Source organism: Allocoprobacillus halotolerans, assembly GCF_024399475.1.
In the GTDB taxonomy this organism is placed as follows: Bacteria; Bacillota_I; Bacilli_A; order Erysipelotrichales; family Coprobacillaceae; genus Allocoprobacillus; species Allocoprobacillus halotolerans.
This window is the reverse complement of record NZ_CP101620.1, coordinates 2731798-2757728: the sequence shown is the minus strand read 5'-3', so window position 1 is coordinate 2757728 and position 25931 is coordinate 2731798. Positions and strand designations below refer to the sequence as shown.

At 30.0% G+C, this 25931-nt stretch carries 29 protein-coding genes and 5 pseudogenes; 31 read left to right on the top strand and 3 right to left on the bottom strand.

The features are described 5' to 3' along the window. The first annotated feature begins 30 nt into the window (after positions 1-30). Complete coding sequence (locus NMU03_RS16380; protein WP_290139949.1) at positions 31-411, top strand: DUF6075 family protein; 381 nt, start codon at positions 31-33, stop codon at positions 409-411. Next, positions 411-1970, top strand: coding sequence for a lysozyme family protein (locus tag NMU03_RS16375; RefSeq protein ID WP_290139948.1), 1560 nt, complete (start codon positions 411-413; stop codon positions 1968-1970). Before NMU03_RS16380 ends, NMU03_RS16375 begins: the two co-directional genes overlap by 1 nt. Before the next feature lie 29 nt (positions 1971-1999). On the opposite strand, the gene NMU03_RS16370 is transcribed toward NMU03_RS16375, so the two are convergent. Next, positions 2000-2782: a MurR/RpiR family transcriptional regulator gene (locus tag NMU03_RS16370; protein ID WP_290139946.1), complete on the bottom strand. Its 783-nt coding sequence runs from the start codon at positions 2780-2782 to the stop codon at positions 2000-2002. Positions 2783-2787: 5 nt separating this feature from the next. Beyond that, positions 2788-3777: a LacI family DNA-binding transcriptional regulator gene (locus NMU03_RS16365; RefSeq protein ID WP_290139945.1), complete on the bottom strand. Its 990-nt coding sequence runs from the start codon at positions 3775-3777 to the stop codon at positions 2788-2790. A gap of 101 nt (positions 3778-3878) precedes the next feature. Here NMU03_RS16365 and NMU03_RS16360 point away from each other — a divergent pair. From NMU03_RS16360 to NMU03_RS16235, 23 genes and pseudogenes are all read left to right on the top strand, one after another. After that, a pseudogene (locus NMU03_RS16360) lies at positions 3879-5286 on the top strand (acyclic terpene utilization AtuA family protein). A 2-nt stretch (positions 5287-5288) separates the two neighbouring features. Beyond that, on the top strand, positions 5289-5558 hold the full coding sequence (locus NMU03_RS16340) for an AtuA-related protein (RefSeq protein ID WP_290139941.1): 270 nt from the start codon (positions 5289-5291) through the stop codon (positions 5556-5558). 31 nt (positions 5559-5589) lie between these two features. Beyond that, complete coding sequence (locus NMU03_RS16335) at positions 5590-6522, top strand: 3-hydroxyacyl-CoA dehydrogenase family protein (protein ID WP_290139939.1); 933 nt, start codon at positions 5590-5592, stop codon at positions 6520-6522. A gap of 197 nt (positions 6523-6719) precedes the next feature. Beyond that, positions 6720-7118, top strand: a complete 399-nt coding sequence (locus NMU03_RS16330; RefSeq protein WP_290139937.1) for a nuclear transport factor 2 family protein — start codon at positions 6720-6722, stop codon at positions 7116-7118. Between the two features lie 184 nt (positions 7119-7302). Further along, positions 7303-8791: pseudogene (locus NMU03_RS16325) on the top strand (glycoside hydrolase family 1 protein). Continuing rightward, positions 8784-10064 (top strand): PTS sugar transporter subunit IIC, encoded by a 1281-nt coding sequence (locus NMU03_RS16320; protein ID WP_290139936.1) that lies wholly within the window; start codon positions 8784-8786, stop codon positions 10062-10064. Before NMU03_RS16325 ends, NMU03_RS16320 begins: the two are co-directional and overlap by 8 nt. Before the next feature lie 371 nt (positions 10065-10435). After that, complete coding sequence (locus tag NMU03_RS16315) at positions 10436-10879, top strand: Rrf2 family transcriptional regulator (RefSeq protein WP_290139934.1); 444 nt, start codon at positions 10436-10438, stop codon at positions 10877-10879. Between the two features lie 158 nt (positions 10880-11037). Beyond that, a complete protein-coding gene (locus tag NMU03_RS16310; RefSeq protein ID WP_290139933.1) occupies positions 11038-11277 on the top strand; it encodes a Rossmann-fold NAD(P)-binding domain-containing protein in 240 nt (79 codons plus the stop codon). Continuing rightward, on the top strand, positions 11238-11666 hold the full coding sequence (locus NMU03_RS16305) for an NAD(P)-dependent oxidoreductase (RefSeq protein ID WP_290139932.1): 429 nt from the start codon (positions 11238-11240) through the stop codon (positions 11664-11666). Before NMU03_RS16310 ends, NMU03_RS16305 begins: the two co-directional genes overlap by 40 nt. Before the next feature lie 23 nt (positions 11667-11689). After that, on the top strand, positions 11690-12091 hold the full coding sequence (locus tag NMU03_RS16300) for a pyridoxamine 5'-phosphate oxidase family protein (RefSeq protein WP_290139930.1): 402 nt from the start codon (positions 11690-11692) through the stop codon (positions 12089-12091). A 52-nt stretch (positions 12092-12143) separates the two neighbouring features. Further along, positions 12144-12461, top strand: a complete 318-nt coding sequence (locus NMU03_RS16295) for a pyridoxamine 5'-phosphate oxidase family protein (RefSeq protein ID WP_290139928.1) — start codon at positions 12144-12146, stop codon at positions 12459-12461. Next, positions 12455-12769, top strand: a complete 315-nt coding sequence (locus tag NMU03_RS16290; RefSeq protein WP_290139926.1) for a 4Fe-4S binding protein — start codon at positions 12455-12457, stop codon at positions 12767-12769. Before NMU03_RS16295 ends, NMU03_RS16290 begins: the two co-directional genes overlap by 7 nt. 4 nt (positions 12770-12773) lie before the next feature. Then, positions 12774-13547 (top strand): protein-ADP-ribose hydrolase, encoded by a 774-nt coding sequence (locus tag NMU03_RS16285; RefSeq protein WP_290139925.1) that lies wholly within the window; start codon positions 12774-12776, stop codon positions 13545-13547. Further along, entirely contained in the window at positions 13498-14379 is an 882-nt protein-coding gene (locus NMU03_RS16280; protein ID WP_290139924.1) for an SIR2 family NAD-dependent protein deacylase, read from the top strand. The genes NMU03_RS16285 and NMU03_RS16280 overlap by 50 nt, the downstream gene beginning before the upstream one ends. A gap of 642 nt (positions 14380-15021) precedes the next feature. Beyond that, on the top strand, positions 15022-15324 hold the full coding sequence (locus tag NMU03_RS16275) for a PTS sugar transporter subunit IIB (protein ID WP_290139922.1): 303 nt from the start codon (positions 15022-15024) through the stop codon (positions 15322-15324). A gap of 9 nt (positions 15325-15333) precedes the next feature. Continuing rightward, positions 15334-15804, top strand: coding sequence for an RbsD/FucU domain-containing protein (locus tag NMU03_RS16270; protein WP_290139920.1), 471 nt, complete (start codon positions 15334-15336; stop codon positions 15802-15804). Further along, positions 15794-16357 carry a sugar O-acetyltransferase gene (locus NMU03_RS16265; protein ID WP_290139919.1) on the top strand — a complete coding sequence of 188 codons (564 nt, stop codon included), beginning with the start codon at positions 15794-15796 and terminating at the stop codon, positions 16355-16357. The genes NMU03_RS16270 and NMU03_RS16265 overlap by 11 nt, the downstream gene beginning before the upstream one ends. A 12-nt stretch (positions 16358-16369) precedes the next feature. After that, positions 16370-17011, top strand: coding sequence for a PTS sugar transporter subunit IIB (locus NMU03_RS16260; RefSeq protein ID WP_290139918.1), 642 nt, complete (start codon positions 16370-16372; stop codon positions 17009-17011). 173 nt (positions 17012-17184) lie between these two features. Continuing rightward, entirely contained in the window at positions 17185-17778 is a 594-nt protein-coding gene (locus NMU03_RS16255) for an ROK family protein (RefSeq protein WP_290139917.1), read from the top strand. 1 nt (position 17779) lies between these two features. After that, complete coding sequence (locus tag NMU03_RS16250) at positions 17780-18622, top strand: histidinol-phosphatase HisJ family protein (protein ID WP_290139915.1); 843 nt, start codon at positions 17780-17782, stop codon at positions 18620-18622. Between the two features lie 47 nt (positions 18623-18669). Continuing rightward, positions 18670-19314: pseudogene (locus NMU03_RS16245) on the top strand (MFS transporter). A 41-nt stretch (positions 19315-19355) separates the two neighbouring features. Beyond that, the gene (locus tag NMU03_RS16240; protein ID WP_290139914.1) at positions 19356-19547 is read left to right on the top strand and encodes a hypothetical protein; all 192 of its coding nucleotides are present in this window, start codon (positions 19356-19358) and stop codon (positions 19545-19547) included. Between the two features lie 35 nt (positions 19548-19582). Continuing rightward, positions 19583-19852, top strand: a complete 270-nt coding sequence (locus tag NMU03_RS16235; RefSeq protein ID WP_290139912.1) for an MFS transporter — start codon at positions 19583-19585, stop codon at positions 19850-19852. 168 nt (positions 19853-20020) lie between these two features. Here NMU03_RS16235 and NMU03_RS16230 read toward each other — a convergent pair whose 3' ends face one another. After that, a complete protein-coding gene (locus tag NMU03_RS16230) occupies positions 20021-20899 on the bottom strand; it encodes an AraC family transcriptional regulator (protein WP_290139911.1) in 879 nt (292 codons plus the stop codon). Positions 20900-21230: 331 nt separating this feature from the next. Between NMU03_RS16230 and NMU03_RS17870 the strand changes: the two are divergent. The 6 genes and pseudogenes from NMU03_RS17870 to NMU03_RS17860 form a co-directional block, all read left to right on the top strand. Further along, a pseudogene (locus NMU03_RS17870) lies at positions 21231-22881 on the top strand (alpha-galactosidase); the annotation flags it as partial. 51 nt (positions 22882-22932) lie between these two features. Beyond that, positions 22933-23220, top strand: a complete 288-nt coding sequence (locus NMU03_RS17865; protein WP_353956714.1) for a GH36 C-terminal domain-containing protein — start codon at positions 22933-22935, stop codon at positions 23218-23220. A gap of 118 nt (positions 23221-23338) precedes the next feature. Beyond that, entirely contained in the window at positions 23339-23755 is a 417-nt protein-coding gene (locus NMU03_RS16210; RefSeq protein WP_290139907.1) for a PTS sugar transporter subunit IIA, read from the top strand. Next, positions 23748-24113, top strand: a complete 366-nt coding sequence (locus NMU03_RS16205; protein ID WP_290139906.1) for a PTS sugar transporter subunit IIB — start codon at positions 23748-23750, stop codon at positions 24111-24113. The genes NMU03_RS16210 and NMU03_RS16205 overlap by 8 nt, the downstream gene beginning before the upstream one ends. A 151-nt stretch (positions 24114-24264) precedes the next feature. Then, positions 24265-25068 (top strand): PTS mannose/fructose/sorbose/N-acetylgalactosamine transporter subunit IIC, encoded by an 804-nt coding sequence (locus NMU03_RS16200; RefSeq protein WP_290139904.1) that lies wholly within the window; start codon positions 24265-24267, stop codon positions 25066-25068. Next, positions 25034-25884, top strand: a pseudogene (locus NMU03_RS17860) (PTS system mannose/fructose/sorbose family transporter subunit IID). Before NMU03_RS16200 ends, NMU03_RS17860 begins: the two are co-directional and overlap by 35 nt. Positions 25885-25931 lie beyond the last annotated feature (47 nt).

Genomic DNA, 25931 nt, shown 5'->3' with positions numbered 1-25931 from the left:
TGTGCGATTATAAAGAAAGGGTGACCACAAATGAAGTATATCAATCAAGAACATCAAAAATTTTATCAGCAGACAATAAAAAGTGTTGGAATTAAAGATACTTATCATCAGGCATTATTTTATATATTAGGCATAGATAAGGACTGCCGCAGTCATATTCATGACCTATATGATTTTCAAAATTATCGAATAAAATTGAGTGGCATTAATCAACCATGGCAAACAACTGGTTCTATGCAATGTACACTATTAGCTTATAATTTATATAATGGATATGTATATAAAAAAGATTATCAGGAATCAACACCATATGACTTGTTTTCAAGTGAATATGGTTTTTATTTTATTGAATCAGTGAAATTAAGATATCCTAATCAGACAAAACTTAAGGAAAAGCAGGTGATACGTTAATGTCAGTCAAAATTAAGGATAAAGAAAAAGTACAGAGTATTAACAAGATGGATAGGCATCAAAATCTAAGACATTATAAAAAGCAGATTTCTTTCAAGGATAAAAGATTTGTGCAAGATGATAATGAACAATTACAAGATAATCAAACACCTCATCAAAAGGCAGTAAATAATGTTATCAAAAGTGAAAAGATAACAGCCAGTCAAACTGTATATAGAGGCAAGAAACTGTATCGTTCAAAAGTCAAGCAAAGACAACAAAACAAGGTAGATCATATTAGTGAATTTAACCCAAAACTACAAGCAACAGGTAATAATAACCTTGATAATATAAAAGGTAAACCTCTTTCAAAGATAAAATTATCAAGAAAAACAAAAAATATAAATTATCTATCTTCGATTGTTAGTAGGAATCATCAGTCAATGATGAAATCTTCTTATTTGAAAAAATATAAACAGTCATTTCAAGGTAAAAGTTCATCTTCATCTACGATAAAGAGTAAAGTAAAACATTCAGCTAAAGCAGTAAAGAGTGCAGGTAGTATTGTAAAAAAAACAGTTGGTGGACTTCACAAGCTAATCAGTTTAGGAACAGGTATGCTGATTATTATTGTGATTGTTTTATTCATTGGTATCTTTGCAGTATTAGGTGATGATTCAAGCACTAATACGTCATTGATGCCTTTAAATGAAGAAGTTATAGCTTATGAAGAAACAATCAGGAAATATGCAAAACAGTATAACATTGAGGATTATGTACCATTGTTACAGGCAGTGATGATGCAGGAAAGTGGTGGTAAAGGTAATGACCCAATGCAGTCAAGTGAGTGTGAATATAATAAGAAATATCCAAAAGAGCCTAATGGAATTACAGAAGCTGAATATTCCATTGATTGTGGAGTTCATTATTTTTCAGATTGCCTTACTTTAGCAAAAGTCAATAGTATTTCTGATACAAAAAATATATCTCTTGCATTGCAGGGATATAACTTTGGAAAAGGATACATTACATGGGCTATTGAACATTTTGATGGCTATACGAAAGCAAATGCCAAAGTCTATTCAGACCAAAAGAAAGCAGAATTACAGACAGAAGTATATGGTGATCCTAATTATGTAGCACACGTACTTCAGTATTATCATCTAGGAAATGGTGATATTGTTGCCGTAGCAAAATCACAGGTTGGGAATATTGGAGGCAGACCATACTGGTCATGGTATGGATTTGACAGCCATGTTGAATGGTGTGCATGCTTTGTATCGTGGTGTGCAAATGAAAGTGGCCAGCTGAATATCACAGTGCCTAAATTTTCAAGAGTTGAAGATGGGATTAAATGGTACAAAGATAATGGTAGATGGCAGGATAAAAATTATATACCTAAATCAGGAGATTTAATCTTTTTTGATTGGAACAATGACAATGATCCTGATCATGTAGGTATAATAGAAAAAATTGATAATAATTATATTTATACAATCGAAGGTAATAGTAATGATGAATGTAGAAGTAAAAAATATAAACAAAAAAATAATCATATTTTTGGATATGGGATATTATAATATATATAATGGCAAATTCCGTAATAAGATTATTTTATGGCTGATTTTAATTTTTTTGCGTATTCAATTGCAACTAAATTCAAATAAAAACTTATAATATGTGCTCTAGCGGCATAGTTATCATTACATGCTAAAAAAATGACATCATCATAATATTTAGCATCCTTCATTTTTTCATTACAAGTAATTAAAACAAAATAAGGACGTTGCTTTATTGAAAAATTATGATGAATAAAATGTCTGAAATAGTCACCAGAAAAAGATATGATTATTACAAGAGTATTATTATCAGCTTCTTTTATATATGTCTTTTGATGTTCTGGTAATAAAGATGAGGTCATTATTTTTCTTGATAAACCCATATCATTTTGAAATTTTTGAGCAATTGTTTGAGATTGTAAATTACCAAATATTCCAATTTCTTCATATTTATTAATAAGTAAAACAAGTTTGTTGACAGAAGATTCTGTTACAGAATCTTTTGATTTAATAATACTGTTTATCAAATCATTAAAAAATAAATCTTTTGTATCTTTAAAATCTTCTAATAAATATCGGTCATATTTATCTTGGCTTTTTGTTGTAGAAACATATAAATCTTGATTCAATTCATAGTAATTATCATAACCAATTTGTCGTGCGAAACGACTTACAGTAGATTTTGCACAATAGCAATTATTAGCAACATCATCAATTGAAACATGATTGACGATATAATTGTTTTTTAATAGATATTTAGCAATTCTATAATATGTAGAATTGACTTCTTCGCTATCTATAACTGCAGCTAAACTTGCACGTATTTTTCCCATTAGTATTAGTCCTCCATGAGCATTTTAAAAGAGTTTCTTATGATTAAATTTGGTTCAATCACTTTTTTCACAACATTAGAGTTATAAAATAGTTGAGTTAGTATTTCAAGACAAAGAGCTGCCATATTTTCCATAGGAACTTCAATTACTGTTAAAGCAGGATTGCTGTAGTTGTCATATTCAGGAAGACCATTACCAACACAAATAAGAGATAGATCATCAGGAATTGATATGTTATTAAGGTAACAATAATGCATAATTCCATAAGCAATGTTGTTACTTGGAACAAAAAGAACATCAATATTTTTAAAATCGATATCTTTTGCAATTTGGAAACCGTCTGCAATATTTTGGTCATTAACGTTATAAATTTTAATATTTGATGAAACGTGAGCTATAAATGCATTATCTCTAATTTTCATTCCATTAAAAACATATGGGGCTTTGACTAGTGCTATTTGTTGGAATTGTAAACAAAGATTAGCAGCAATTTCTCCAATTTTTTTATCATTAACAATAACACTACTATAATTATCAGCTTCACGATTGTATAAAACAATTGGAATGAGTGGAATAAATGATTTTAAAAATTGAAGATCTTTGGTGCTTGCATTAGCAATGATTGCACCATGAAAAGATGATGAACCTTGTAATTCGGTTTCTTTGTACAGTTCATCGTTTTGATATGTATAAATTACAATGTCGAAATTTAATCCTAATTTATTTATTTGTTTGTGTAGCCCATTTAAAAAACGAGCTAACATAACTTCACGAAAATCTGTTGTCCAAAAAAGTGCAATTGTTTTTCTTTCGGACGAAGAACGTAATTTTTTTGCTGATAAATTTGGTTGATAATTTAATGATTTTATAGCATTTGCCACTTTTTCTTGAGTATCTAAGGATATTTTTCTATCTTGTGCTTTTCCGTTTAAAATAATAGATACTGTACTTATAGAGACCCCCGCATATTTTGCTACATCTTTAATAGTTGCCATTATTGTCACTCCTTGCTTGTACTAATAATAACAAAAAAAATTATAATTTTCAACGAATAAGTAGAACGTTTTACTTTTTTTGAAAAAAGACTTGAATTTTAATGATAAAACGTTATACTTATTTACGTAGAACGTTTTACTTTTATACAAGGAGGAGAAAAATGAAAAAAATAAGAATTGGATCAGGAGCAGGATATGCTGGAGATAGAATTGAACCAGCTATTGATTTAATAGAAAGAGGAAATCTTGATTATATTATTTTTGAATGTTTAGCTGAAAGAACAATTTCTTTAGCACAAAAAGCAAAACAAAAAGATTCTCAGTTAGGATATAATGATTTATTTGAGTATCGTTTTGATAAAATCTTAGATGCTTTAAAACAACATTCAGTTAAGGTTGTGACAAATATGGGAGCAGCTAATCCAAAAGCAGCTGCATATAAATGTCAAGCCATGGCTCAAGAAAAAGGTTTGAGCCATCTTAAAATTGCTTATGTTGAAGGTGATGATATTGGTGATAAACTCAATAAATATCTTGATTATCAAGTTATCGAAACAGGAAAAACTTTAAATGATATTGATGGAGAGATATTGTCAGCTAATGGTTATATTGGTATTCAAGGAATTGTTGAAGCATTGAATAATGGTGCAGATATCATCATTACAGGTCGTGTGGCTGATCCTTCACTTGCATTAGGACCACTTGTCTATGAATTTAATTGGGCAATGGATGATTATGAAAAACTTGGCAAAGGAACTTGGATTGGACATTTATTAGAGTGCGCAGGACAAGTAACAGGTGGATATTTTGCTGATCCTGGATATAAAGATGTTCCAGAACTTTGGAATCTTGGTTTCCCAATTATTGAAGTTGAAGAAAGTGGCGATGCTATTGTAACAAAATTACCAAATACAGGGGGATCGTTACTACTGAAACTGTAAAAGAACAAACTTTATATGAAATTCAAAATCCTAAGGAATATTTTACTCCAGATGTTATTGCGATTTTTCTAAAGTACAGGTACATCAATTAGAAAAAGATGTTGTTCAAATTAGTCATGCAACTGGACATAAAGCAAATGGATATTATAAAACAAGTGTCGGATATCATGATTGCTATATTGGAGAAGGCCAAATCAGTTATGGTGGATTAAATGCACTTGCTAAAGCAAAATTAGCTAAAGAAGTTTTAGAACATCGTTTTGAAATGATTGGGTTAAAATATGAAGAAGTAAGATTTGATTTTATAGGAATGAATTCTCTATATAAAGATAGTATTTCTAGCTGTATTAATGAGTATACACCAACAGAAGTTAGATTAAGAGTTGCTGCAAGAGTCAAAGATATCAAACAAGCAGAATTGGTAGGAAATGAAGTCGAAGCATTATATACTAATGGACCATCTGGTGGAGGAGGAGCAGTTAAGAATATTAAAGATATTATCAGCATTGCTTCTATTTTAGTGCCAGTAGAAGATTTTCATATTACAGTAGGATATTTGGAGGTGTAAACATGAAGCTAAAAGAAATTGCTCATTCAAGAACAGGAGATAAAGGGAATATATCTGTTATATCTGTTATTGCTTATGATGAAAAAGATTATGAATATATTAAAGAAAATGTCACATCAACAAAATTAAAAGAATACTTTAAAGACATTGTTCATGGAACAATCACAAGATATGAAATTGACAGTATTGCAGCTTTGAATTTTGTTATGGAAGATGCATTGGGTGGCGAGTCACAAGATCTCTTGCTATTGATATGCATGGAAAAACTTTAGGCAGTGCATTATTAGAAATGGAGATTTAAGTATGAATATAAATAAGATAGTTATTGCTGGGGCAGGAACTATGGGATATTCTATGGCACAAATCTTTGCTCAATTTCATTATCAAGTCATGATTTATGATTTGAGTGATAAAGCTATAGAAAATGCTAAAAAACGTATCAGTGAAAATATAGATATATTAATAGATGAAAAAGAAATCACAAGTCAACAAGGTCAAGAGATAATGAGTTATTTATCATATACCACAAGTAAAGATTGTTTTAAAGATTGTGACTTGGTTGTTGAAAACATTATAGAAAATGTAGATATAAAAAAATCATTTTATAAAGACATATCTCAAATTGTCTCTGAGAATTGTATACTTGCTACAAATACATCAGGTATTTCTATTAATGAACTTGCTAGTTCAGTGAATAAACCAGAAAGATTTATTGGGATGCATTGGTTTAATCCTTGTCATTTGATTTTATTAATTGAAATCATAAAGGGTGATAATACGAGAGACGATGTCGCCCAAACAATCTATCAATTAAGTTTAGATATTCATAAAAAACCAGTTATTGTTCAAAAAGATGTTTTAGGTTTTGCTGCTAATCGTATACAGTTTGCTGTTTTAAGAGAAGCATTATTCCTAGTAGAACAAGGTGTTATATCTAAAGAAGGTATAGATGATGTGATGAAATATGGTCTTGGCTTTAGATATGCTTGTTTAGGTCCTTTGGAAGTTGCAGATCTTGGAGGATTAGATACTTTTTATCATATTAGTGATTATTTGATGCAAGATTTATGTGATAGTCATGAAATACCAAGAAGCTTAAAAGAACATTTTGATAAAGAAGAATACGGTGTAAAAGCTAAAAAAGGTTTTTATGATTATCAAGATGGAAAAGATTTAGAAGTTGTACAACAAAGAGATGAAAAACTTCTTAAAGTTTTTGAAGCGTTATATAAATAGAAAATTACAATTAATTCCTATAAGATGAAGTTTTATATCTATTTCTTATAGGAATTTTATATAAAGAATAAAAATATCTATATTAGGCTATCGATACTATGGAGTTGATTATTTTAATAATATTGATATACTTGATTTAAAGACAAAATGTAAAACTTTATAATTGTACTATAAAATAAAAAAAGGAGAGACCAAAAATGAATGATATTGAACAAATTGAGGAATTAATTCAAAGATACAAAGATAGTATTAGCACAGGTAATAAAGAAAACTTTTATTCTGTATGGTCACAAATTCAACATTGCTCACTTATATCTATAGATAAATATTTTGAAGGGATTGAATCTATTTTTAAAGATTTCCTACAAGATACTATTCATAGAATTTATAATAAAATTGATTTAATTTTAGAGGATATTAAAATAAATATTGTAAATAATGAATTAGCTATTATTGTCTTTCAATACCATACGGAATGTATTAAAAGTGAAACTTTGGAAGAATATGGTATTAAAGGGATAGAAACACAGATGATAATAAAAGAAAATAACGAATGGAAAATTTTACATATTCACTATTCAAAATCAGGTGATTAAATAAATAATAATGGTTTAAGCTTGTATAAGAGTTTAAATCTTTTTTTATTTCTAAAGTTCGATAATTTCGAACTTTGTTCAAATATATAGAAATTACGAGATTTAATTTATTTTATTAGTTAAACTAAACTCGTAGATTGAAATCATAAGATCATTCACAAAAGAAAAAAGAGAGGTGAAGAATGTGCGAAAAGGTTTTCCAAAAGATTTTTTATGGGGTGGAGCAACAGCTGCTACACAGTATGAAGGAGGGTATGATAAAGGAGGTAGAGGTTTATCAACAAATGATTTTGTAACTGAAGGGAGTCATCGCAATCCAAGAAAAATTTCTTGTAAACATTTAAATGGTACAACAGAGTTATTGGATCGTGAAAATGAAATGCCGAGTGACGCAGTTGGTTATATTATGAAAGATATTTATTATCCTAGTCACAAAGCAACAGATTTTTATCATCATTATAAAGAAGACATTGCATTGATGGCTGAAATGGGATTTAAATGTTTCAGAATGTCTATTTCTTGGACAAGAATTTTTCCAAAAGGTGGCATTCAGGGTGAAGAAGTAAATGAAGAAGGATTAAAATTTTATGACAGCGTTTTTAAAGAATTGAAAAAATATGATATAGAACCTTTAGTTACTATTTTCCATTTTGAAAATCCTGCCTATTTAGCTGATCATTACAATGGCTGGGCTGGGCGAGAAACTATTAATTGTTATTTAAGATATTGTAAAGTGATTTTCGAAAGATATAAAGATTTGGTAAAGTATTGGATACCAATTAATGAAATAAATGTTTTACGAGGGTATGCAAGACTAGGTTGCAAACAAATTGATGCAACAACAAGATATCAAGCGATGCATCATCTTTTTATAGCTAATGCACTAGCTACAAAATTAGGACATCAAATTATACCAGATGCACAAATTGGATGTATGTTGGCATTAAGTGGTCTTTATCCAGCTACATGTAAGCCTGAAGATGTCATGGGAGCTTTAGAATTTAGGAGACGAGCTTTGTTTTTTAGCGATGTAATGATGAGAGGATATTATCCTTCTTATACTGAATCAATGTTTGAACAATTAAATGCTGTTGTTCAAAAAGAAGATGGTGATGATGATATTATTGCAAGTTATACATCCGATTTTTTATCTTTTTCTTACTATCGAACTACAGTTTATAGAGATGGCATGCCCCATAAAACAGATACAGGTGGTCAAATGGGCGAACAAAACCCTTATTTACCTCATTCGGATTGGGGATGGCCAATAGATCCAATTGGATTAAGATATGTATTAAATGAATTATATGATCGTTATCAAAAACCATTATGGGTTGTTGAAAATGGTTTAGGTGCAGAAGATCATATTGAAGAAGATGGCTCAATTCAAGATGACTATCGTATCGATTATTTAAGAGAGCATATAAAAGAAATGAAAAAAGCGATTGTAAAAGATGGTGTCGACTTAATTGGTTATACAACTTGGGGATGTATTGATATTGTTTCATCAGGTACTGGTGAGATGAAAAAAGATATGGTTTTATTTATGTTGATATGGATGATAAAGGAAATGGAACTTTGGAAAGAAAAAGAAAAAATCATTTGATTGGTATAAGCAAGTTATTCAATCAAATGGTGAAAAATTAGAAACGGAGGGTGAAAAATATGTTTGATAAAATTTCAGAGAAAATGGGAATTCTTGCTGCAAAATTAAATGGTAATAAATATTTGATTACTATCAAGGATTCTTTCTTGTCAGTTATTCCATTGATTATTGTAGGATCAATTGGAACATTATTTAGTAGCGTTGTTTGTTCGCCAACAAATGGAATAGCTCAATTTAGCGGGTTTGAATGGTTAGCACAATATGCTCCATTATTTGATACAGTTAATTATGCGACAATGAATATTTTATCTATTTTGATTGCATATTATATTGGGTGTAATTTAGCAAAACATAATGGTTTAGAAGGAAACTTTGAAGGATTGGTTTCAGTTTGTGCATTTGTTTGTGCTGCTCCAACAACTATTACAGGAATGATTGGAAAAGAAAGTGTTGTGATGAGTGGAATAGGTGTTGATGTAACTAATTCTAAAGGATTATTTGTTGCTATGATTATTGGCATGATATGTATTGAATTATATTGTAAATTATCTAAATTTGATAAATTAAAAATTAAAATGCCTGATTCAGTACCGCCAAATGTTTCTAAATCATTTAGTGCATTGATTCCAACTATTATTATCTTATTTGGTGTATCAATTGTTTCATTTACATTTAATCAATTAACAGGTATGTATTTATCTGAAGCAATTTATAAATTATTGGCTATGCCAGTAACAGCAGCATTTCAAAATCCTATAGGTATAGTTTTATGTGCAATGATTGGTGCTATTTTCTGGGTATGTGGTTTACATGGTGCATCAATTGTAAATGGAGTTATCAATCCAATTGTTATTACTGCTTTACAAACAAATGCAGATTTAGTTTTAGCAAATCAAGCACCTACTGAAATTGTTACAAAACCATTTTGGACAATGTATGTAACTATGGGTGGATTTGGATGTACTATTGGTTTATTACTTGCAATTCTTATCGCTAGTAAAAGAACTGATGATAGATCAATTGCAAAACTATCTTTTGCTCCTGGATTGTTTGGAGTTAACGAACCACTAATTTTTGGATTACCAATTGTACTTAATCCTACTTTAGCAATTCCATTTATTTTAGCTCCTATGATTTGTGCCTCTATTGGATATTTTGCAACGTTAATTGGATTTGCAGCTAAAGCATATATTATGATTCCATGGTGCTTGCCACCTATAGTTAGTGGATTCTTAGCAACTGGTGGACATATTGGAACAGTTTTAACACAAATTATTTGTATTATAGTTTCTACACTTATTTATTTGCCTTTTGTAAAAATGAGAAATAAAGAAATTTAGAAACTAGGAAATATTAAATAAGTAGCAAGAAAATACCTCCCATTTTCTTTGCTACTTATTTTTTTAATGAAAAAATAGGAGTAGGGTTTTTATTTTAAAATTTGATTAGTTTTTAGATTTTCTTAAATAATAAAAAAGCTTATAAAGATAAATTTATAAGTTATCAAACCATTATTATTTTAACTGTGTTAAATAGTCAATCATAAAATGGGTATTTGATTAACTAAAATAAGTAAGAAATTTTCTTAAAGGACACAATCTGAAAAGTTTTTTGATAAAGATAAGCAAGAAAACAATGTTGTAATCATTGACATTACAATAAGAATAAGTATAATATACTCTATAAACAGATTAGAAAGCGAGGAATAATAATGCAGATTTCAAGTCGATTTACGATTGCTGTTCATATATTTGCCTGTATTGATATTTTCAAAGATGAGTCTAAGATTACAAGTGACTTTTTAGCTTCTAGTGTAAATGTCAATCCTGTTATTATAAGAAAAATTTTATCACAGTTAAAAACTGCTGGGCTTGTAGATGTACAACGTGGAAGTGGCGGTACTTCTATCACAAAGCCATTAGAAGAAATTAGTTTCCGTGATATTTATTTTGCAGTGGAATGTATTGATAATGGTGAGCTTTTTCACTTCCATGAAAATCCAAATCATAAATGCCCTGTTGGAAGAAATATTCATAATGTATTAGACAACAAATTAGCTCAAGTACAAAAAGCCCTTGAAGATGAACTACAAAAGATCACATTAGCAGATGTAATAAAAGATACACAATATTATATTGGGAAAGAGAATGAATAGAACGATAGAAACACGCTGTTTTCAAAGGCGTGTTTTCTTTTTGAAAAAATCAAATTATTTTCGTTGTAACTATTGACATTACAACCCGGAAGTTGTATACTTTAGTTGTAACAAAGGTAGTTACATCAAAAAAACAAAATAACAGGAGGAAATTTAAAATGAAAATTGCAGTAGTATGTGCAAACGGAAAAGCAGGAAAATTGATTGTAAAGGAAGCTGTAGAAAGAGGGATTGACGTTACCGCTATCGCCAAAGGGAAAAACGAAAGCAACGCACCTCATTATATCGAGAAAGACTTATTCGATTTGACAAAAGAAGATTTGCAGGACTTCGATGTTGTGATTGACGCTTTTGGAGCATGGACAGAAGAAACACTTCGCTTCACAGCACTTCATTAAACGCCTTATGTGATTTAGTAAGCAATACAGCAAAACGTCTTTTAGTCGTAGGTGGTGCTGGAAGTTTATATGTAAACAAAGAACATACGCTTTGTGTTTCAGACGGTGCGGATTTTCCAGAGGTATTTAAACCTCTTGCTTCAGCAATGGCAAAAGCATTGAAAGAACTTCGCAACAGAAATGATGTCAAGTGGACATATATCAGTCCAGCAGGCGACTTCCGTGCTGACGGGGAAAGAACAGGACAATATATTCTAGGCGGTGAAGAATTGACACTAAATTCTAAAGGTGAAAGTGTAATCAGCTATGCCGATTATGCGATTGCTATGATTGATGAAGCAACAAAAGGAAATCATATTCAGCAGAGAATTAGTGTCGTTTCTGAATAAGCAAAAAGACGAGGAGATACAAAATGAATGATGTAGTAAAATTTTTACAAGAAAACCCTGTACAGTATTTGGCAACAATCGGGCGTGACGGGAAAGCAAAGTGCAGACCATTTATGTTCTGCTTTGAAAAAGACGGAAAATTATGGTTTTGCACAAACCATACAAAAGATGTCTATAAGGATATGCAGGAAAATCCGAATGTAGAGGTATCTGTTTCCAGTCCTAGTTACGCATGGATTCGCTTAAACGGAAAAGCTGTTTTTGAAAATGATATGGAAGTGAAAGAACTTTGTATGAACAATCCTATCGTGAAAGGACAGTATAATACAGCAGATAATCCTATCTTTGAAGTATTCTATCTTGAAAACGCACAAGCTGTGATTGCTGATTTTTCTGGCAATCCACCAAAAGAATACACTTTATAAGTTAAAGACAGAAAGCCTGACGTGAAAAGTTGGGCTTTCTTACTAGGGAGGTATGGACATGACAAGTAACGAATGTTTAGCGTATATTGTAAATGAAATTCATTCTACTGTATTTGCGACAGTAGACAAAGATAGCAATCCCATAACCTGTGCGATTGATATGATGGACTATGACGAAAACGGATTGTACTTTTTGACGGCAAAAGGAAAAAGTTTTTATGACCGCTTGAAAAACAATTCTCACATTGCTTTTACGGGAATGAAAGGACAAGATACCCTTTCAAGCATTGCAGTTTCTATGCAGGGAAAGGTAAAAGAAATCGGCTCAGACAGATTGACTTCTCTTTTTGAAAAAATCCCTATATGTTAGCAATTTATCCTACTGTTGAGTCAAGAAATGCTTTAACTGTTTTTCAGATATATGAGGGTACGGGCGAATGGTTTGATTTATCAAAGAAGCCGATTGAAAGATTTTCTTTTCAAATAGGAAGTTATGAAGAAACTATACATGGATATTTTGTCAATGAACAATGTATCAACTGTAAACTTTGTTATTCTAAATGTCCTCAAAAGTGTATCGACTACTCAACAACACCTGTTCAAATTATTCAAAAAAATTGTCTGCATTGTGGGAACTGCTATGAAGTATGCCCTGTCCGTGCAATCGAAAAGAGGTAGCATTATGGAACAAAATAAACGATTAGATTATCTCATTCAATATCTGATAAATGAAGATAAACAATATTATGAAATTGCTATCCCAAAGTCAACAGATGAAAAGAAAAGGATATTGCGTTCTCTTATGAATGTTCGAGAACCCTTGCCTATCTCAAGGGAGTTTTTGAAAATTCAAGATGAATATTTGCAAGAAGAATTGAAAAGACAACAAATAATTTCTATCCAAGATTTAACACCACTAAAACCTCAATTATATTTATGGAAAGGCGATATAACGAAATTGCAGGCAGACGCAATCGTCAATGCTGGAAATAATGCTTTATTAGGGTGCTTTATCCCCTGCCATGGTTGTATAGATAATGCAATTCATTCTTATGCTGGCATACAGCTTCGCTTAGAATGTCAAAAAATCATGGAACAGCAAAATAGTCCTGAACCAACGGGAAAAGCAAAAATTACAAAAGGATATAATCTGCCTGCAAAGTATGTACTTCACACAGTCGGACCGATTATTCATGGAGCATTGCGTAAGAAAGATTGTTCGTTACTTGCTTCCTGTTACCGTTCTTGTTTGGAATTGGCAGACGCATACCATTTGAAATCAGTGGCTTTCTGCTGTATATCAACGGGCGAATTTCATTTTCCAAATGATATAGCAGGGAAAATTGCGGTTCAGACAGTAACGGAATACCTACAAGAAACACATTCGGAAATAGAGGTGATTTTTAATGTTTTTAAAGAAGAAGATTATCAAATCTACCAACGATTATTGGGATAGTCTAAAAGAGTTAAAAGAACAAATCGAAAATGCCGATGCTATTATCATTGGTGCAGGGGCAGGATTGTCTACATCAGCAGGGCTAGAATATGGTGGCAAACGCTTTTATGATAATTTTTCGGATTTTGCAGAAAAATACGGTTTGCAGGATATGTATTCGGCAGGCTTTTATCCTTTTGAAACGCTGAAAGAATATTGGGGATATTGGAGCAGACATATTTATCTTAATCGCTATCAAGCAATTCCTAATCGAGTTTATGATGATTTGTTGTCTTTAGTGAAAGATAAAGATTATTTTGTTTTAACAACCAATGTTGACCATTGTTTTCAAAAGGCTGGTTTTGATAAGAAACGATTATTTTATACACAAGGAGATTACGGATTGTTTCAATGTTCTAAAGCATGTCATCAAAAAACATATGATAACGAAGAACAAATTAAGGCAATGATAGAAACACAAAAAGATATGAAAATACCATTAGAATTAATTCCGTATTGTCCACATTGTGGAGCTCCAATGACAGTTAATTTACGTGTTGATGGAACATTTGTGCAAGATGAGGGATGGTATAATGCCTCAGAAAGATATAATGAATTTTTAAGAAACCATGATAATGATCATATATTATTTCTAGAGTTAGGAGTTGGAAATAACACACCTGCTATTATTAAATACCCGTTTTGGAATATGACTTCAAAAAATAAAAATACGGTCTATGCTTGTATCAATTATAGTGAAATATATTATCCTGATCAAATAAAAAAGAGAACAATCAGTATACAAAATGATATTAAGCAAGTATTAGTTGATTTATTATCGGTACAATTATAAGTAGTTAAATACTCTAAAATAAAATCTTTTCTATTAAAATAATAAACCATTATTTTTAGATGAAGTGGATATTTAATCTTATTATACGAAATCGTTCCGATTTCGTGTAATGGATTAGAAACTTCGTTTTATCATACGGAAACGATTTCGTATAATAAAACTTAAAGCAACCTTCCTTCTAGGTTGGGAATATACCATATTCCACCTGTCAGGTTACTTTAACTTTCTAATCCATTATATGATAAAAACTAGATGTAATAGCTTGAAGGGTATCAGTTCATTTATTGATATAAAAAAATTTGTAAATATCTTTTTAACTATTTTGTGTTTTACATTTATAATCATATTGAAATACGTTTTTTCTTTTTATGGAGTACTAAAATTATATAGTAGAATTAAACTATTGTGTCCTTTGAATTACATGAGCGAATATATGATATTAACTATATAAACAACGCAATAGTTTCATACTTAATATAAGATAAAGAATTATCTAAAATACAGTTGAAATATAAATTATTAGAGAATTATTTTTCAACATTTCCTATTATATTTTTAAATTAATAAATATTGATATAATACATTTGTGATGAAGAAAAGCTTCTATCATTAATTAATACTAAAGTCGAGGAGGAAAAAAGGATGAAAATTTTATTAGTATGTAATGCAGGTATGTCAACTAGTATGCTAGTGTCTAGGATGGAAAAGGCTGCTAAAGCAAAAGGTATTGATGCTACAATATTAGCAGTACCATTAACAAAGGCGGAAGTAGAAATAAATGAATGGGATGTTGTTATGCTTGGACCACAAGTTAGACATTGCTTGAACCAATTAAAAAAATGTTCTACAAATACACCAATTGAGATTATTGATATGCGTGATTATGGTTTGATGAATGGTGAAAAAGTTTTAGATAAAGCCATTCAAATCATTAATCAAAAATAGGAGGATAAAATGAAAAGTCGTATTTTAAATGAGAGATTAGCAGCTATTGTTGCAAGCCTTAGACATGGTGAAATGATATTTATTGCAGATGCAGGAAGTGGTACATCAGCTAAGGCAATGTATCCTTTGGATACAAATGTAGAATATTTGGATTTAGGAGTTGTTACTGGTTCTCCTAGTTTTAGAGATGTTTTTACTACTTTAATCAATTGTGGTGATTTTGAAGGTGCTATCGTAACTGAAGATATGAAAGAATTGAACCATGAAGATTTTCAAATTGTTAAAAAGGCTTTTGATAGTCAAAACATTCACATTATGCACTATATTCCTGAATATTATCAGATGAGAGATAGATGTAAAGCAGTTGTTCAAACTGGTGATTATGGTGTTCATGCTCAAGCCATTTTAATTGCAGGTTATCCAAGTGCGGATATTCCTATGAAGTGGTTAAAGGAAGGATTGAAAGAAGATGCTGAGTGAAAAAGAAAAAATGAAAATGGGTCAATGGTATGATGCTAACAATGATAGTGAGTTACTAGATACAAGGATAAAAGCACAAGATTTATGTTTTGAACTTAATCAATTAAAACCAAGTAACGAAAATGAAAGAAAAAAGTTAATTTGTCAGCTTCTAGGATGTTATCCACAAGATTTAGTATTACTTAGCCCTTTTACTTGTGATTATGGAGTTCATATTCATATTGGAAAGAATGTATTCATCAATATCAATAATTATTTTATGGATGGAGCAGATATAACAATAGGAGATAATGTTTTTATAGGACCGTCATGTGGCTTTTATACAGCGAATCATCCATTGGATTATAAGAACAGAAATAAAGGTTTAGAAAAAGCATTACCTATTACAATAGGAAATAATGTTTGGATTGGAGCAAATGTTTCTATTATGCCAGGAGTAATCGTGGGAGATGGATGTGTTATAGCGGCAAATACTGTTGTGACCAAAAATATAAAATCTAATTCATTAGTTGCAGGTGTCCCTGCTCGCATTATAAGGGAAATAAAACAATAGTGAGATAAAAATATGGACGAATTCTTACAAGATATAAATACATTGTTCTTTTTTAAATGGATATGTATTCAAGAAAACAAGAGATTTCAAATATATTTAAGTGAAAAGGATAAGAATATTATCTATATAGAAACGGAATATGGTATAGAAGAAGTTACCTTTAATCCACTAAATATCATTGAATTAAAGGTAACTAATAAAATAACCAAAGAAGTCAATTTCTATCTTCATTTTCAAATGAAAACTATAAAACATGCACTAGAATTATTTAACGAGATGATAGAAAGTATTATCAGTCTATCAAGTAAACCTGTTACTAAAGTTTTATTGAGCTGTTCAGGTGGATTGACAACAGGATTCTTTGCCCAAAGAATTAATGAGGTTATTCGGTTATTAGGATTGGATTTAAAAGTCGATGCAATAGGACATAACAATTTATATCAAATAGGAACCAACTATGATATCGTTTTACTAGCTCCTCAAATTTCATATTTACATGCAAAAGTTCATGATATTCTAAAAAATCAAATTGTTTTAAATATACCTCCACAAATTTTCGCAAAGTATGATGTTGGAAAAATCATTTCCTTGATAACTAAAGCAAATGAAAATAAAAAAAATCAGAAAATATTCAATCTAATGAATTACCAATAAACTTAGATATTAATGATCAAAGGCAAATCATTTGTTTAACTATCTTTAAAAATAAAGAACGTATCCACCTTACTTATCGCTTATATCAAAAAGGACAAGTTCTTACAGAAAATGAAATCATTAAGTATAACATATCTATTCAAGATATATATGATGTTTTAGATACTATTATATTGCATTATCCTAATATATCTATGATTGGTATGTCAATTCCTGGAATTATTCATAATGGTCTACTTTCATCTTCGTACATTAAAGATGTGAAAGATAATGATATAGAAATGGCATTTACAAGTAGATATACACAAAAAGTTATCATTACCAACGATGTGAATGCTGCCTCTTTAGGATATTATGTATCACAAAAACAATATCAAACATTTATGTTTTTATTTCAACCACTTTCTATAGGAGCTGGGGCTGGAATTATTGTTAATGGAAAGATTTTAGATGGCAGTCATCACTTTGCTGGTGAAGTCATATATTTACCATTAGATTTATCAAAAGATAGATCAGAACTTGTTCGTACTCCTGAGGGGACGCTTGAGTTAGTTTCTAAAACTATTTTATCTGCAATGTGTATTATTGATCCTCAAGCAATTATATTATTTAGTGATTTAATTACTCACGAAGATGAATTAAAAAAAGAAATTGAAAAAAGTATACCTTGTACATTTATTCCAGAAATAATTAAAATTGATAATGTATTAGAGTATATCCTACTAGGACAAATGGTTTTATGTTCACAAATGAAAGGAGGAAAATAAAATGTTTTGTGATTATCATGTACATACACATTTTAGTGATGATAGTGAATATGTTATGGAAGATGTTATAAAAGATGCCATAAGAATGAATATGAATGAAATATGTTTTACTGATCATGTTGATTATGGCATTAAAGTTGATCAAGAATTCTTAACAAAAGATGAAATTTTAAAACTTTCTCAAGGACATGAATTTGCTCCTTTGAATGTACACTATTCTCATTATTTTAAAGAAATTGAACGATTAAGAAAAATATATTCTCAAATAACAATTAAACAGGGAATGGAATTTGGAATTCAGACACATACCATTCCATTATTTCAAAAACTATTTAATCAATATGATTTTGATTTTATTATACTTTCATGTCATCAAGTGGAAGATAAAGAGTTTTGGACCCAAGATTTTCAAAGAGGAAAAACACAACAAGAATATAATTTAAGATATTACCAAGAAATACTGAATGTCATAACACAATATAAAGATTATAGTGTTTTAGGACATTTGGATTTAATTGCAAGATATGATCGAGCAGGAAATTATTCTTTTCAGAATATTAAAAGTATTGTTACCGAAATATTAAAGATAGTTATTCAAGAAGGAAAAGGTATTGAGATAAATACATCTTCTTATCGTTATAATTTGAAAGATTTAACACCATCAAGAGATATTTTAAAATTATATAAAGAGCTTGGTGGAAAAATTATAACTATTGGTAGCGACAGTCATAAAAAAGAGCATTTAGGAGCATATATTAAAGAAACAAAAAAAGAACTTAAAACTTTAGGTTTTGAATATTATTGTACTTTTAAAAATATGGAACCAATATTTCATAAATTATAAAATGATTATATAATTTAGAAAAAACATAATGAAAGCAGGATAAAGTAATGAAAAAAGTATTATGCCTAGATTTGAAATATACTGCTTGTCAAGTGTTCTATTATGCAACGTTTTGTGCCACGATGAGTTATGCTTCTGTTTTTTTATTAGATAGAGGATTTAATAACTCTGAAATTGGTGCTGTTTTATCAATTGTCAGTATGATTGCGGTTTTTTCACAACCGATGTTAGCATCATTTGCAGATGATCATATAGAAATACCTATTAATAAAATGGTATGTTATGTGATGTTAATTGTTATAGCATTATCAGCAATTGTTTATTTCTTATCGATATTAGAAGTTGTATTATTAATAATGGTAGTTAGTATATTCTCATAGGTGAATACAATCATGCCATTAATGAATGCCATGGCATTTATGTTTGAATATCATGGTATTGAAGTCAATTATGGTTTAGCAAGAGGATTAGGTTCTATTGCTTATGCTGTTACTTCATTAATATTAGGAAATATCGTTAATATGTACGATGCTTTGTTAATACCAATATTCTATATTATCTTTTCGGCATTAATGTATATTGTCGTTCGTATATATGTTTTACCTAAAAATTATCAAGATACGAAAGTTGATGTAGAAAAAGAAATTATTGAAGGTAAAAAACTATCATTTATTGCCTTCTGTACAAAGTAAAAAAATTTATTTTTTTACTTGTAGGGTTTGTTGGTGTTTATTTGACACATACAATTCTTAATAACTTCTTTATTCAAATTATCATACCTATTGGTGGTGATACTGGCGATATGGGTGTGGCAGTTTTCTTAGCTGCTCTGCTTGAATTACCAACAATGGCTGGATTCAATAAGTTGAGTCAAAAGGTTAATTGTGGAACTTTAATTAAAGTTCTATTATTATCTTCTCTTTAAAACATGTTTTAACATATTTTGCGACAAGTATGTCAATGATTTATGTGGCTCAATTAATGCAAATGGGAGCCTATGCATTATTTATTCCATCAGCTGTTTATTATGTAAAGAAGAAAATGTATGCTGCAGATATTAATAAAGGTCAATCATTGGTTACAATGGCTATGACATTATCAGAAATTTTCGCTAATCTTATTGGTGGTGTTTTATTAGATATTGTTGGAGTACGTTCCGTATTATTAATTGGTGTTGTTATTTTTGTGATTGGCTCAATTATTGTATTGATTACAACAAAAAAAGCATAAAAATTCTTCATAATGTAAAAGTTTGGCTTTCTTTAAATGTGTAGGTAAACAAATAAAATTAACGAGAGGCAATCAAGAGTTATCTATTAGTCTTCAAAAATCAACAGATAATTTAAAGGGAACTCCGATTTACAATCAGAATTCCCTTTAAAAATTTTGGAACGACCTTTAAAAAAATTCAGTTTTAGAGTACCTTTTATTTTTATGTTGATTTAGTTTTAGTGTTTCTTCTTTTCGAAATTGAGAAGGAGAAAGATTATATTTATTTTTAAATGTTTTAGAAAAAGCAAGTTGATCATCAAACCCTAGGGAATCAGCTATTACAGAAATAGGCAATGTAGTTGTTGCTAGCAATGATTTTGCTTTTTTTAATTTTAAATTCTTAAGGTAATTTTTTGGAGAAATTCCGAATTTGTCATGAAATACTTTTGTTAAATAATTAGGATGAACTCCCAATTCTTTTGCGATATCCTTGATTTTTATTTTTTCAGGATAATTGATATCTAGATAATGTTTTGCCTCATCTGCTATTGACGGAGAATTGACTAAATTGTCATCAAGTTCAAGATTCTCGAATAACATTGACATGATATCTAATAAGATACTGTTGCATTTTAAAAAGCGACTCGTTTTATTTGTATTTAATTTAAGAATTTCAAATATAGGATTTTTATATTTGTCAATATCTAAATCATGAATAATAAATACATCATTTGAGAATTGCATTAATTCATGTGCATAAATTTGAGATTTTATTCCTGAGAAATTAATCCAAACATAGCACCAAGGTTCTATTGCATCAGCTTTATAGTAGCACACCTTTCCCGATGGAATGATAAAAGCGTCACCTTTGGCTAAATGAAATACGTGTCCATTAATTGTGAACTCTCCTTTCCCGTATAAAACAAAATGAATAAGTTGATAAGATCTTAATTTAGGACCCCAACTATGATTTGCGACACATTGTTCGTAACCGGCGCTATAAAAGGAAAGGTCAGATATAGAACTGTACAATAGATTTTCTGGAGATTCTTTATATTCTTTCATATTTTAATTATATATCAAAATATTAGTTTTTGCTATATATAAGTGTAGAATAACCATACTAATTTATTTACGTATGTTGTTAAATAAAACTATAAGATATTTCTTGCAAAAGAAATTTTAGAAATTGAAAGGAGTAAATATAAGTGAGTATAGTTTTTAGGAAGAATAACTGTATTGCCCATATGAAAAATGATAAATTAAGTTACATCATTGAGGTGGTTGACAATAAGTATCTTGTACATCGTTATTTAGGAGTCCATTAAGAAATTATCATTGTAATGAAAATTTATATGATTTTAAGCGAGCGTATTCAACTGTAGGAGACATAAGTTTGAATAATGTTTATTTTGATGATATTCCTTTTGAAATTCCAACAAGAGGTAGGGGAGATTTTAGAATTCCTATGTTATCAATTATTCCCGAAAATGGTGTAGATTATCTTGATTTGAATTTTGTGAAGTGGGAAATATGTAAAAATAAACCTATACTTGAGGGGTTACCAAGTACGTTTGGTGAGAGTGATGAAGTAGATACATTGAAAATTATATGTGAAGATGATATCGCTAAAATAAGAGTAATTATGTATTATTCTTTGTTTAAAGAAAGAGGAGTAATTGCGAGGCATCAAAAAATTGAAAATTATGGTAAAGAAAATATTGTTATTCAAGATGCAAAAAGTTGGTCAGTGGATCTGCCTTTTCAAAAATACGATTGGATATCATTGTATGGAACATATGCTCAAGAAGCCAATATAGAAAGATTCTCGTTACATCATGGTATTCAAAAAATAGAAAGTATTCGAGGAAGTAGTAGTCCTCAACATCAACCCTTTTTGCACTAGCTTCTTCAGGTGCCAGTGAAAATCATGGTGAAATATTTGCTTTTCAACTTATATATAGTGGTAATTTCATAGCTCAAGCTGAAATGGATCAATTTGGCAATGTACGTTCGCAAATAGGAATAAATTCAGATAGTTTTCAATGGACTTTACATCCTGGTGAATCTTTTACAACACCGGAAGCAATACTAAACTATTCTCAAAATGGTTTAAATGAAATGAGTCAAAATTTTCATTGGTTATATCAATACCATTTAATGCCTCGTCGTTTCATTGATAAACGCAGACCAGTATTGCTTAATTCTTGGGAAGGAATGTATTATGATGTTTCTATCGATAAAATTGATAGACAAACAGATTTGGCAAAAGAACTTGGAATTGATTTGTTTGTTCTAGACGATGGTTGGTTTAGATTAGGAAATACGAGTGAATCTGGCATTGGAGACTGGCAATGTAATGAAAGTAAATTACCCGGAGGAATAAAAGAATTTCACAATTGGTTCATGACAAAGGTATGAAGTTCGGATTATGGTTTGAACCAGAGGTTGTTAATAAAAATAGTCAGTTATATAAACAACATCCGGATTGGATTCTTCATGTTCCGTCATATACACCTATGGAAGGGCGACATGAATATGTTTTAGATTTATCTAGAAAAGAAGTGCGTGATTATATTATTTGTTCATTAGAAAAATATCTGAAGCCAGGATATCTAGATTATATAAAATGGGATATGAATAGACCACTAACTGATGTGAATTCTTCATTTTTAAAAAAATCACAAAAAGGAGAAATTTACCATCGATATATATTAGGTCTGTATGAAATATTAGATATTATCACTAGAAAATATCCAAACCTTCTTATAGAAGGATGCTCTAGTGGTGGAGCGAGATTTGATCCGGGTATTCTTAGTTATGTTGGACAAAATTGGTGTAGTGATAATACCGATTGCTTTGACCGTACAGTAATTCAAAAAGGATTTAGTATGTTATATCCTCCAGTAGCGATGGGGGCTCATGTTAGTATAACACCTAATCATCAAACAGGAAGAGAGACAACTTTTGATGCAAGGTATAAAGTTGCAAAAATGTATAACTTTGGTTATGAACTGGATCTAGAAAAATGTTCTAATGAAGAACGAGATGAAATTTACAAACAAATAATTTCATATAAAAAATTACAGAAACTTATTATGAATGGTGTGTTTTATCGACATGAAATGTCTAATAAAAATTATGAAATGTGGTCTATCTGTAATGAAAATAGATCGGAATGTCATGTAATGATATTTCAAAAGATGTATTCACCATTATTATCGCATGAAAGATTTACGATTCCATATCTTGATCAAGATATGGATTATTGTGAAGAAGAAAGTAATCTTATTTATGGCGGTGACGAACTAGCATCGATAGGATTTTATGTTCCTATTATTAAGGAAGATTTTCATGTGTTTGAATATCATTTTAAAAGTTGCTAAAATATTAGTTTTATCCATATTTAGATTAAGAAAATATATTTTAAGGATTAATGAATAAAGGTAAAATATTAGTAGGTTAAAGGAAATATGCATATTGATAACTTAGAGAGGAGTTTATATGAGAAAAATTATATTAGCGTCCCATGGGGATTTAGCAAAAGGAATGAAATCAACAATTAAGATGTTGTCAGGAATTGATGATAATATAGTTGCTGTTGGATTTTATGACGGAGAAGATGTTAAGAATGTATTCAATAAAGTCGAGAGCATGCTTAATATTGAAGATGAATTTATTATTATTACAGATTTACCCGGAGGTAGTGTTAATACTGTATTAACACCACTTGTAAGACGAGGCAATGTTCATTTGATTTCAGGTATGAATACTGTTCTTGTTCTTATGTTGGCATTATGTACAAGTTATGAAATTGAATGTATTTTAAATTGTATTGATGAAGGAAAGACATCGATGGTTTATGTGAATGAGATATTAAAAGAAAATAAAAAAGAAGAAAGTGGTGATTTTTTTGATTAAATTAATGAGAATTGATGAACGTTTAATTCATGGTCAAGTTGCAGTAGTATGGAGTAAATTCTTAGGAATCAATAGAATTGTAGTTGCAGATGATGAAGTCATTAAAAATGAGATGCAACTTATGGCTTTGAAAATGGCTGTTCCTAGCGGTGTAAAAGCAAGTATTGTTTCGTGCGATAAAGCAATCACTTTACTTAATGATCCACGTGCAGAAAATTTAAAAATCTTATTAATTGTTAGTAATCCAGAAACAGCATTAAAAATGATGAACAATGTACAAGGAATATCTAGTATCAATGTTGGTAATTATGGACGTATGTCTCAATTGATAGGAGATAAAGAAAAAAAGAACAACTAGCAAAGAATCTATTTGTGACAAATATAGATAAAAAGGTATTTAATGATTTACTTCAGTTAGGCGTAGATGTCAATTATCAACCAGTACCAACTGATAAAGCACAACCAATAGGTATGTTAATTAAATAGAAGGAAGAAGAGGGAAATATAATATGTTAGTAGATGCTTTATTAATAGGGTTACTTATGTTCCTAGGTATGTTAACAGACACAGGATTAGGTGATCCGATGATCAAAAGACCACTTGTTATGGGAACGTTAACTGGATTGGTCTTAGGTGATTTGCATTCGGGGATTGTTATGGGTGCTTCATTAGAAGTAATCTTTTTAGGAATTACATCAATTGGTGGTGCTCTACCATCTGATTCATTTACTGGAGCAATTTTTGGAACAGCGTTCGCAATTATATCTAATCAAAGTACAGAAGCAGCTATGGCTTTAGCTGTACCGATCAGTTTGCTAGCTACAACAATTACAACTGTTGTCAATATTGGTTTTGCAGCAATGATGCCTCAAGTGGATAAATTTAATGAAGAAGGTAATCAAAAAGGGGTTGTAGTAATACAGATGGCTTGTATGATTTTAAAGCCTTTAGCATTTGGAGTTATTGGTTTCTTAGGTATTATGCTAGGTTCAGATGTCATATCTTCATTAATTAATTCTATACCAGATGTTATTATGAATGGCTTAACTGTAGCGGGACAAACACTCCCTGCTTTAGGAATGGCGATGCTATTAAACATGTTATGGGATAAAAAGATTGCTGTATTTCTTGTTCTTGGATTTGTTCTCTATGCTTATTTAGAATTGCCACTTATTGCGATTTGTTTGATTGGTGTTGTAATTGCTATGTATACAAGTTATAAAGATATAGATTTAAATAATTCATTAAATAGTAAAAGATCAGAATTGGCTTTTGAAAATGATAATAGTGAGGAGGATTTCTTTAATGATTAGGATCAAAGAAGGTTTATCTAAAGAAGATAAAAAAATGTTAAATAAGGTATTCTTAAGATCGTTTACTATATTTGCGAGTTGGAATCAAGTACGTGCAAGTGGTTTGTCTTTTGAATATGCTATGCTACCTGTTATTAACAGATATTATAAGACAAAAGAAGAACGTACTGAAGCCATGAAACGAAGTGTAGATTATTTTAATATTAATTCTGCTTTATCTACATTTTTGTTGGGAATTACCGCCAGTATGGAAAAAGAAAATAGTGAGAATGATGATTTTGATACATATTCTATTAATGCAGTAAAAGCAAGTTTAATGGGTCCTTTATCAGGTATTGGTGATTCGTTTTTTGGGGAACGTTTAGAGTAATTGCTGCTGGAATTGGTATTTCATTAGGACAAGATGGATCAGTTTTAGGACCTATTATTTTCTTGTTATTATATAATATTCCTTACATTCTTACACGCTACTTTGGTACATATTTAGGATTTACATTAGGAAGCAAATATATTAAAGAAGCTTATGAAAATGGAATTATGTCCATTATCACAAAAGCAGTTGGAATAGTTGGGTTAATGATGGTCGGAGGGATGATTTGTCAAACCGTCGGTTTAACAACAACACTAAATTTTAATTTAGGTGGTATTGAATATAAACTTCAAGAAATATTAGATCAAATATTAAAGGGTATGTTACCTTTAACGGCAACATTTACGTGTTTTGGATTAATTAGGAAGAAAGTAAGTCCTAACTTAATTCTTATCGGAATTATTGTTGTAAGTTTTGTATTAAGTTTATTAGGAATTTGTGGGTAGTCATACTTTATTTCTCCCAAGATATAAATTGATTTTTGATTTTTGTA

Coding starts and splice junctions, on each gene's coding strand:
- NMU03_RS16380 (WP_290139949.1), top strand. CDS start 31: ATGAAGTATATCAATCAAGAACATCAAAAATTTTATCAGCAGACAATA.
- NMU03_RS16375 (WP_290139948.1), top strand. CDS start 411: ATGTCAGTCAAAATTAAGGATAAAGAAAAAGTACAGAGTATTAACAAG.
- NMU03_RS16370 (WP_290139946.1), bottom strand. CDS start 2,782: ATGGGAAAAATACGTGCAAGTTTAGCTGCAGTTATAGATAGCGAAGAA.
- NMU03_RS16365 (WP_290139945.1), bottom strand. CDS start 3,777: ATGGCAACTATTAAAGATGTAGCAAAATATGCGGGGGTCTCTATAAGT.
- NMU03_RS16340 (WP_290139941.1), top strand. CDS start 5,289: ATGAAGCTAAAAGAAATTGCTCATTCAAGAACAGGAGATAAAGGGAAT.
- NMU03_RS16335 (WP_290139939.1), top strand. CDS start 5,590: ATGAATATAAATAAGATAGTTATTGCTGGGGCAGGAACTATGGGATAT.
- NMU03_RS16330 (WP_290139937.1), top strand. CDS start 6,720: ATGAATGATATTGAACAAATTGAGGAATTAATTCAAAGATACAAAGAT.
- NMU03_RS16320 (WP_290139936.1), top strand. CDS start 8,784: ATGTTTGATAAAATTTCAGAGAAAATGGGAATTCTTGCTGCAAAATTA.
- NMU03_RS16315 (WP_290139934.1), top strand. CDS start 10,436: ATGCAGATTTCAAGTCGATTTACGATTGCTGTTCATATATTTGCCTGT.
- NMU03_RS16310 (WP_290139933.1), top strand. CDS start 11,038: ATGAAAATTGCAGTAGTATGTGCAAACGGAAAAGCAGGAAAATTGATT.
- NMU03_RS16305 (WP_290139932.1), top strand. CDS start 11,238: ATGGACAGAAGAAACACTTCGCTTCACAGCACTTCATTAAACGCCTTA.
- NMU03_RS16300 (WP_290139930.1), top strand. CDS start 11,690: ATGAATGATGTAGTAAAATTTTTACAAGAAAACCCTGTACAGTATTTG.
- NMU03_RS16295 (WP_290139928.1), top strand. CDS start 12,144: ATGGACATGACAAGTAACGAATGTTTAGCGTATATTGTAAATGAAATT.
- NMU03_RS16290 (WP_290139926.1), top strand. CDS start 12,455: ATGTTAGCAATTTATCCTACTGTTGAGTCAAGAAATGCTTTAACTGTT.
- NMU03_RS16285 (WP_290139925.1), top strand. CDS start 12,774: ATGGAACAAAATAAACGATTAGATTATCTCATTCAATATCTGATAAAT.
- NMU03_RS16280 (WP_290139924.1), top strand. CDS start 13,498: ATGTTTTTAAAGAAGAAGATTATCAAATCTACCAACGATTATTGGGAT.
- NMU03_RS16275 (WP_290139922.1), top strand. CDS start 15,022: ATGAAAATTTTATTAGTATGTAATGCAGGTATGTCAACTAGTATGCTA.
- NMU03_RS16270 (WP_290139920.1), top strand. CDS start 15,334: ATGAAAAGTCGTATTTTAAATGAGAGATTAGCAGCTATTGTTGCAAGC.
- NMU03_RS16265 (WP_290139919.1), top strand. CDS start 15,794: ATGCTGAGTGAAAAAGAAAAAATGAAAATGGGTCAATGGTATGATGCT.
- NMU03_RS16260 (WP_290139918.1), top strand. CDS start 16,370: ATGGACGAATTCTTACAAGATATAAATACATTGTTCTTTTTTAAATGG.
- NMU03_RS16250 (WP_290139915.1), top strand. CDS start 17,780: ATGTTTTGTGATTATCATGTACATACACATTTTAGTGATGATAGTGAA.
- NMU03_RS16235 (WP_290139912.1), top strand. CDS start 19,583: ATGATTTATGTGGCTCAATTAATGCAAATGGGAGCCTATGCATTATTT.
- NMU03_RS16230 (WP_290139911.1), bottom strand. CDS start 20,899: ATGAAAGAATATAAAGAATCTCCAGAAAATCTATTGTACAGTTCTATA.
- NMU03_RS17865 (WP_353956714.1), top strand. CDS start 22,933: ATGAATGGTGTGTTTTATCGACATGAAATGTCTAATAAAAATTATGAA.
- NMU03_RS16210 (WP_290139907.1), top strand. CDS start 23,339: ATGAGAAAAATTATATTAGCGTCCCATGGGGATTTAGCAAAAGGAATG.
- NMU03_RS16200 (WP_290139904.1), top strand. CDS start 24,265: ATGTTAGTAGATGCTTTATTAATAGGGTTACTTATGTTCCTAGGTATG.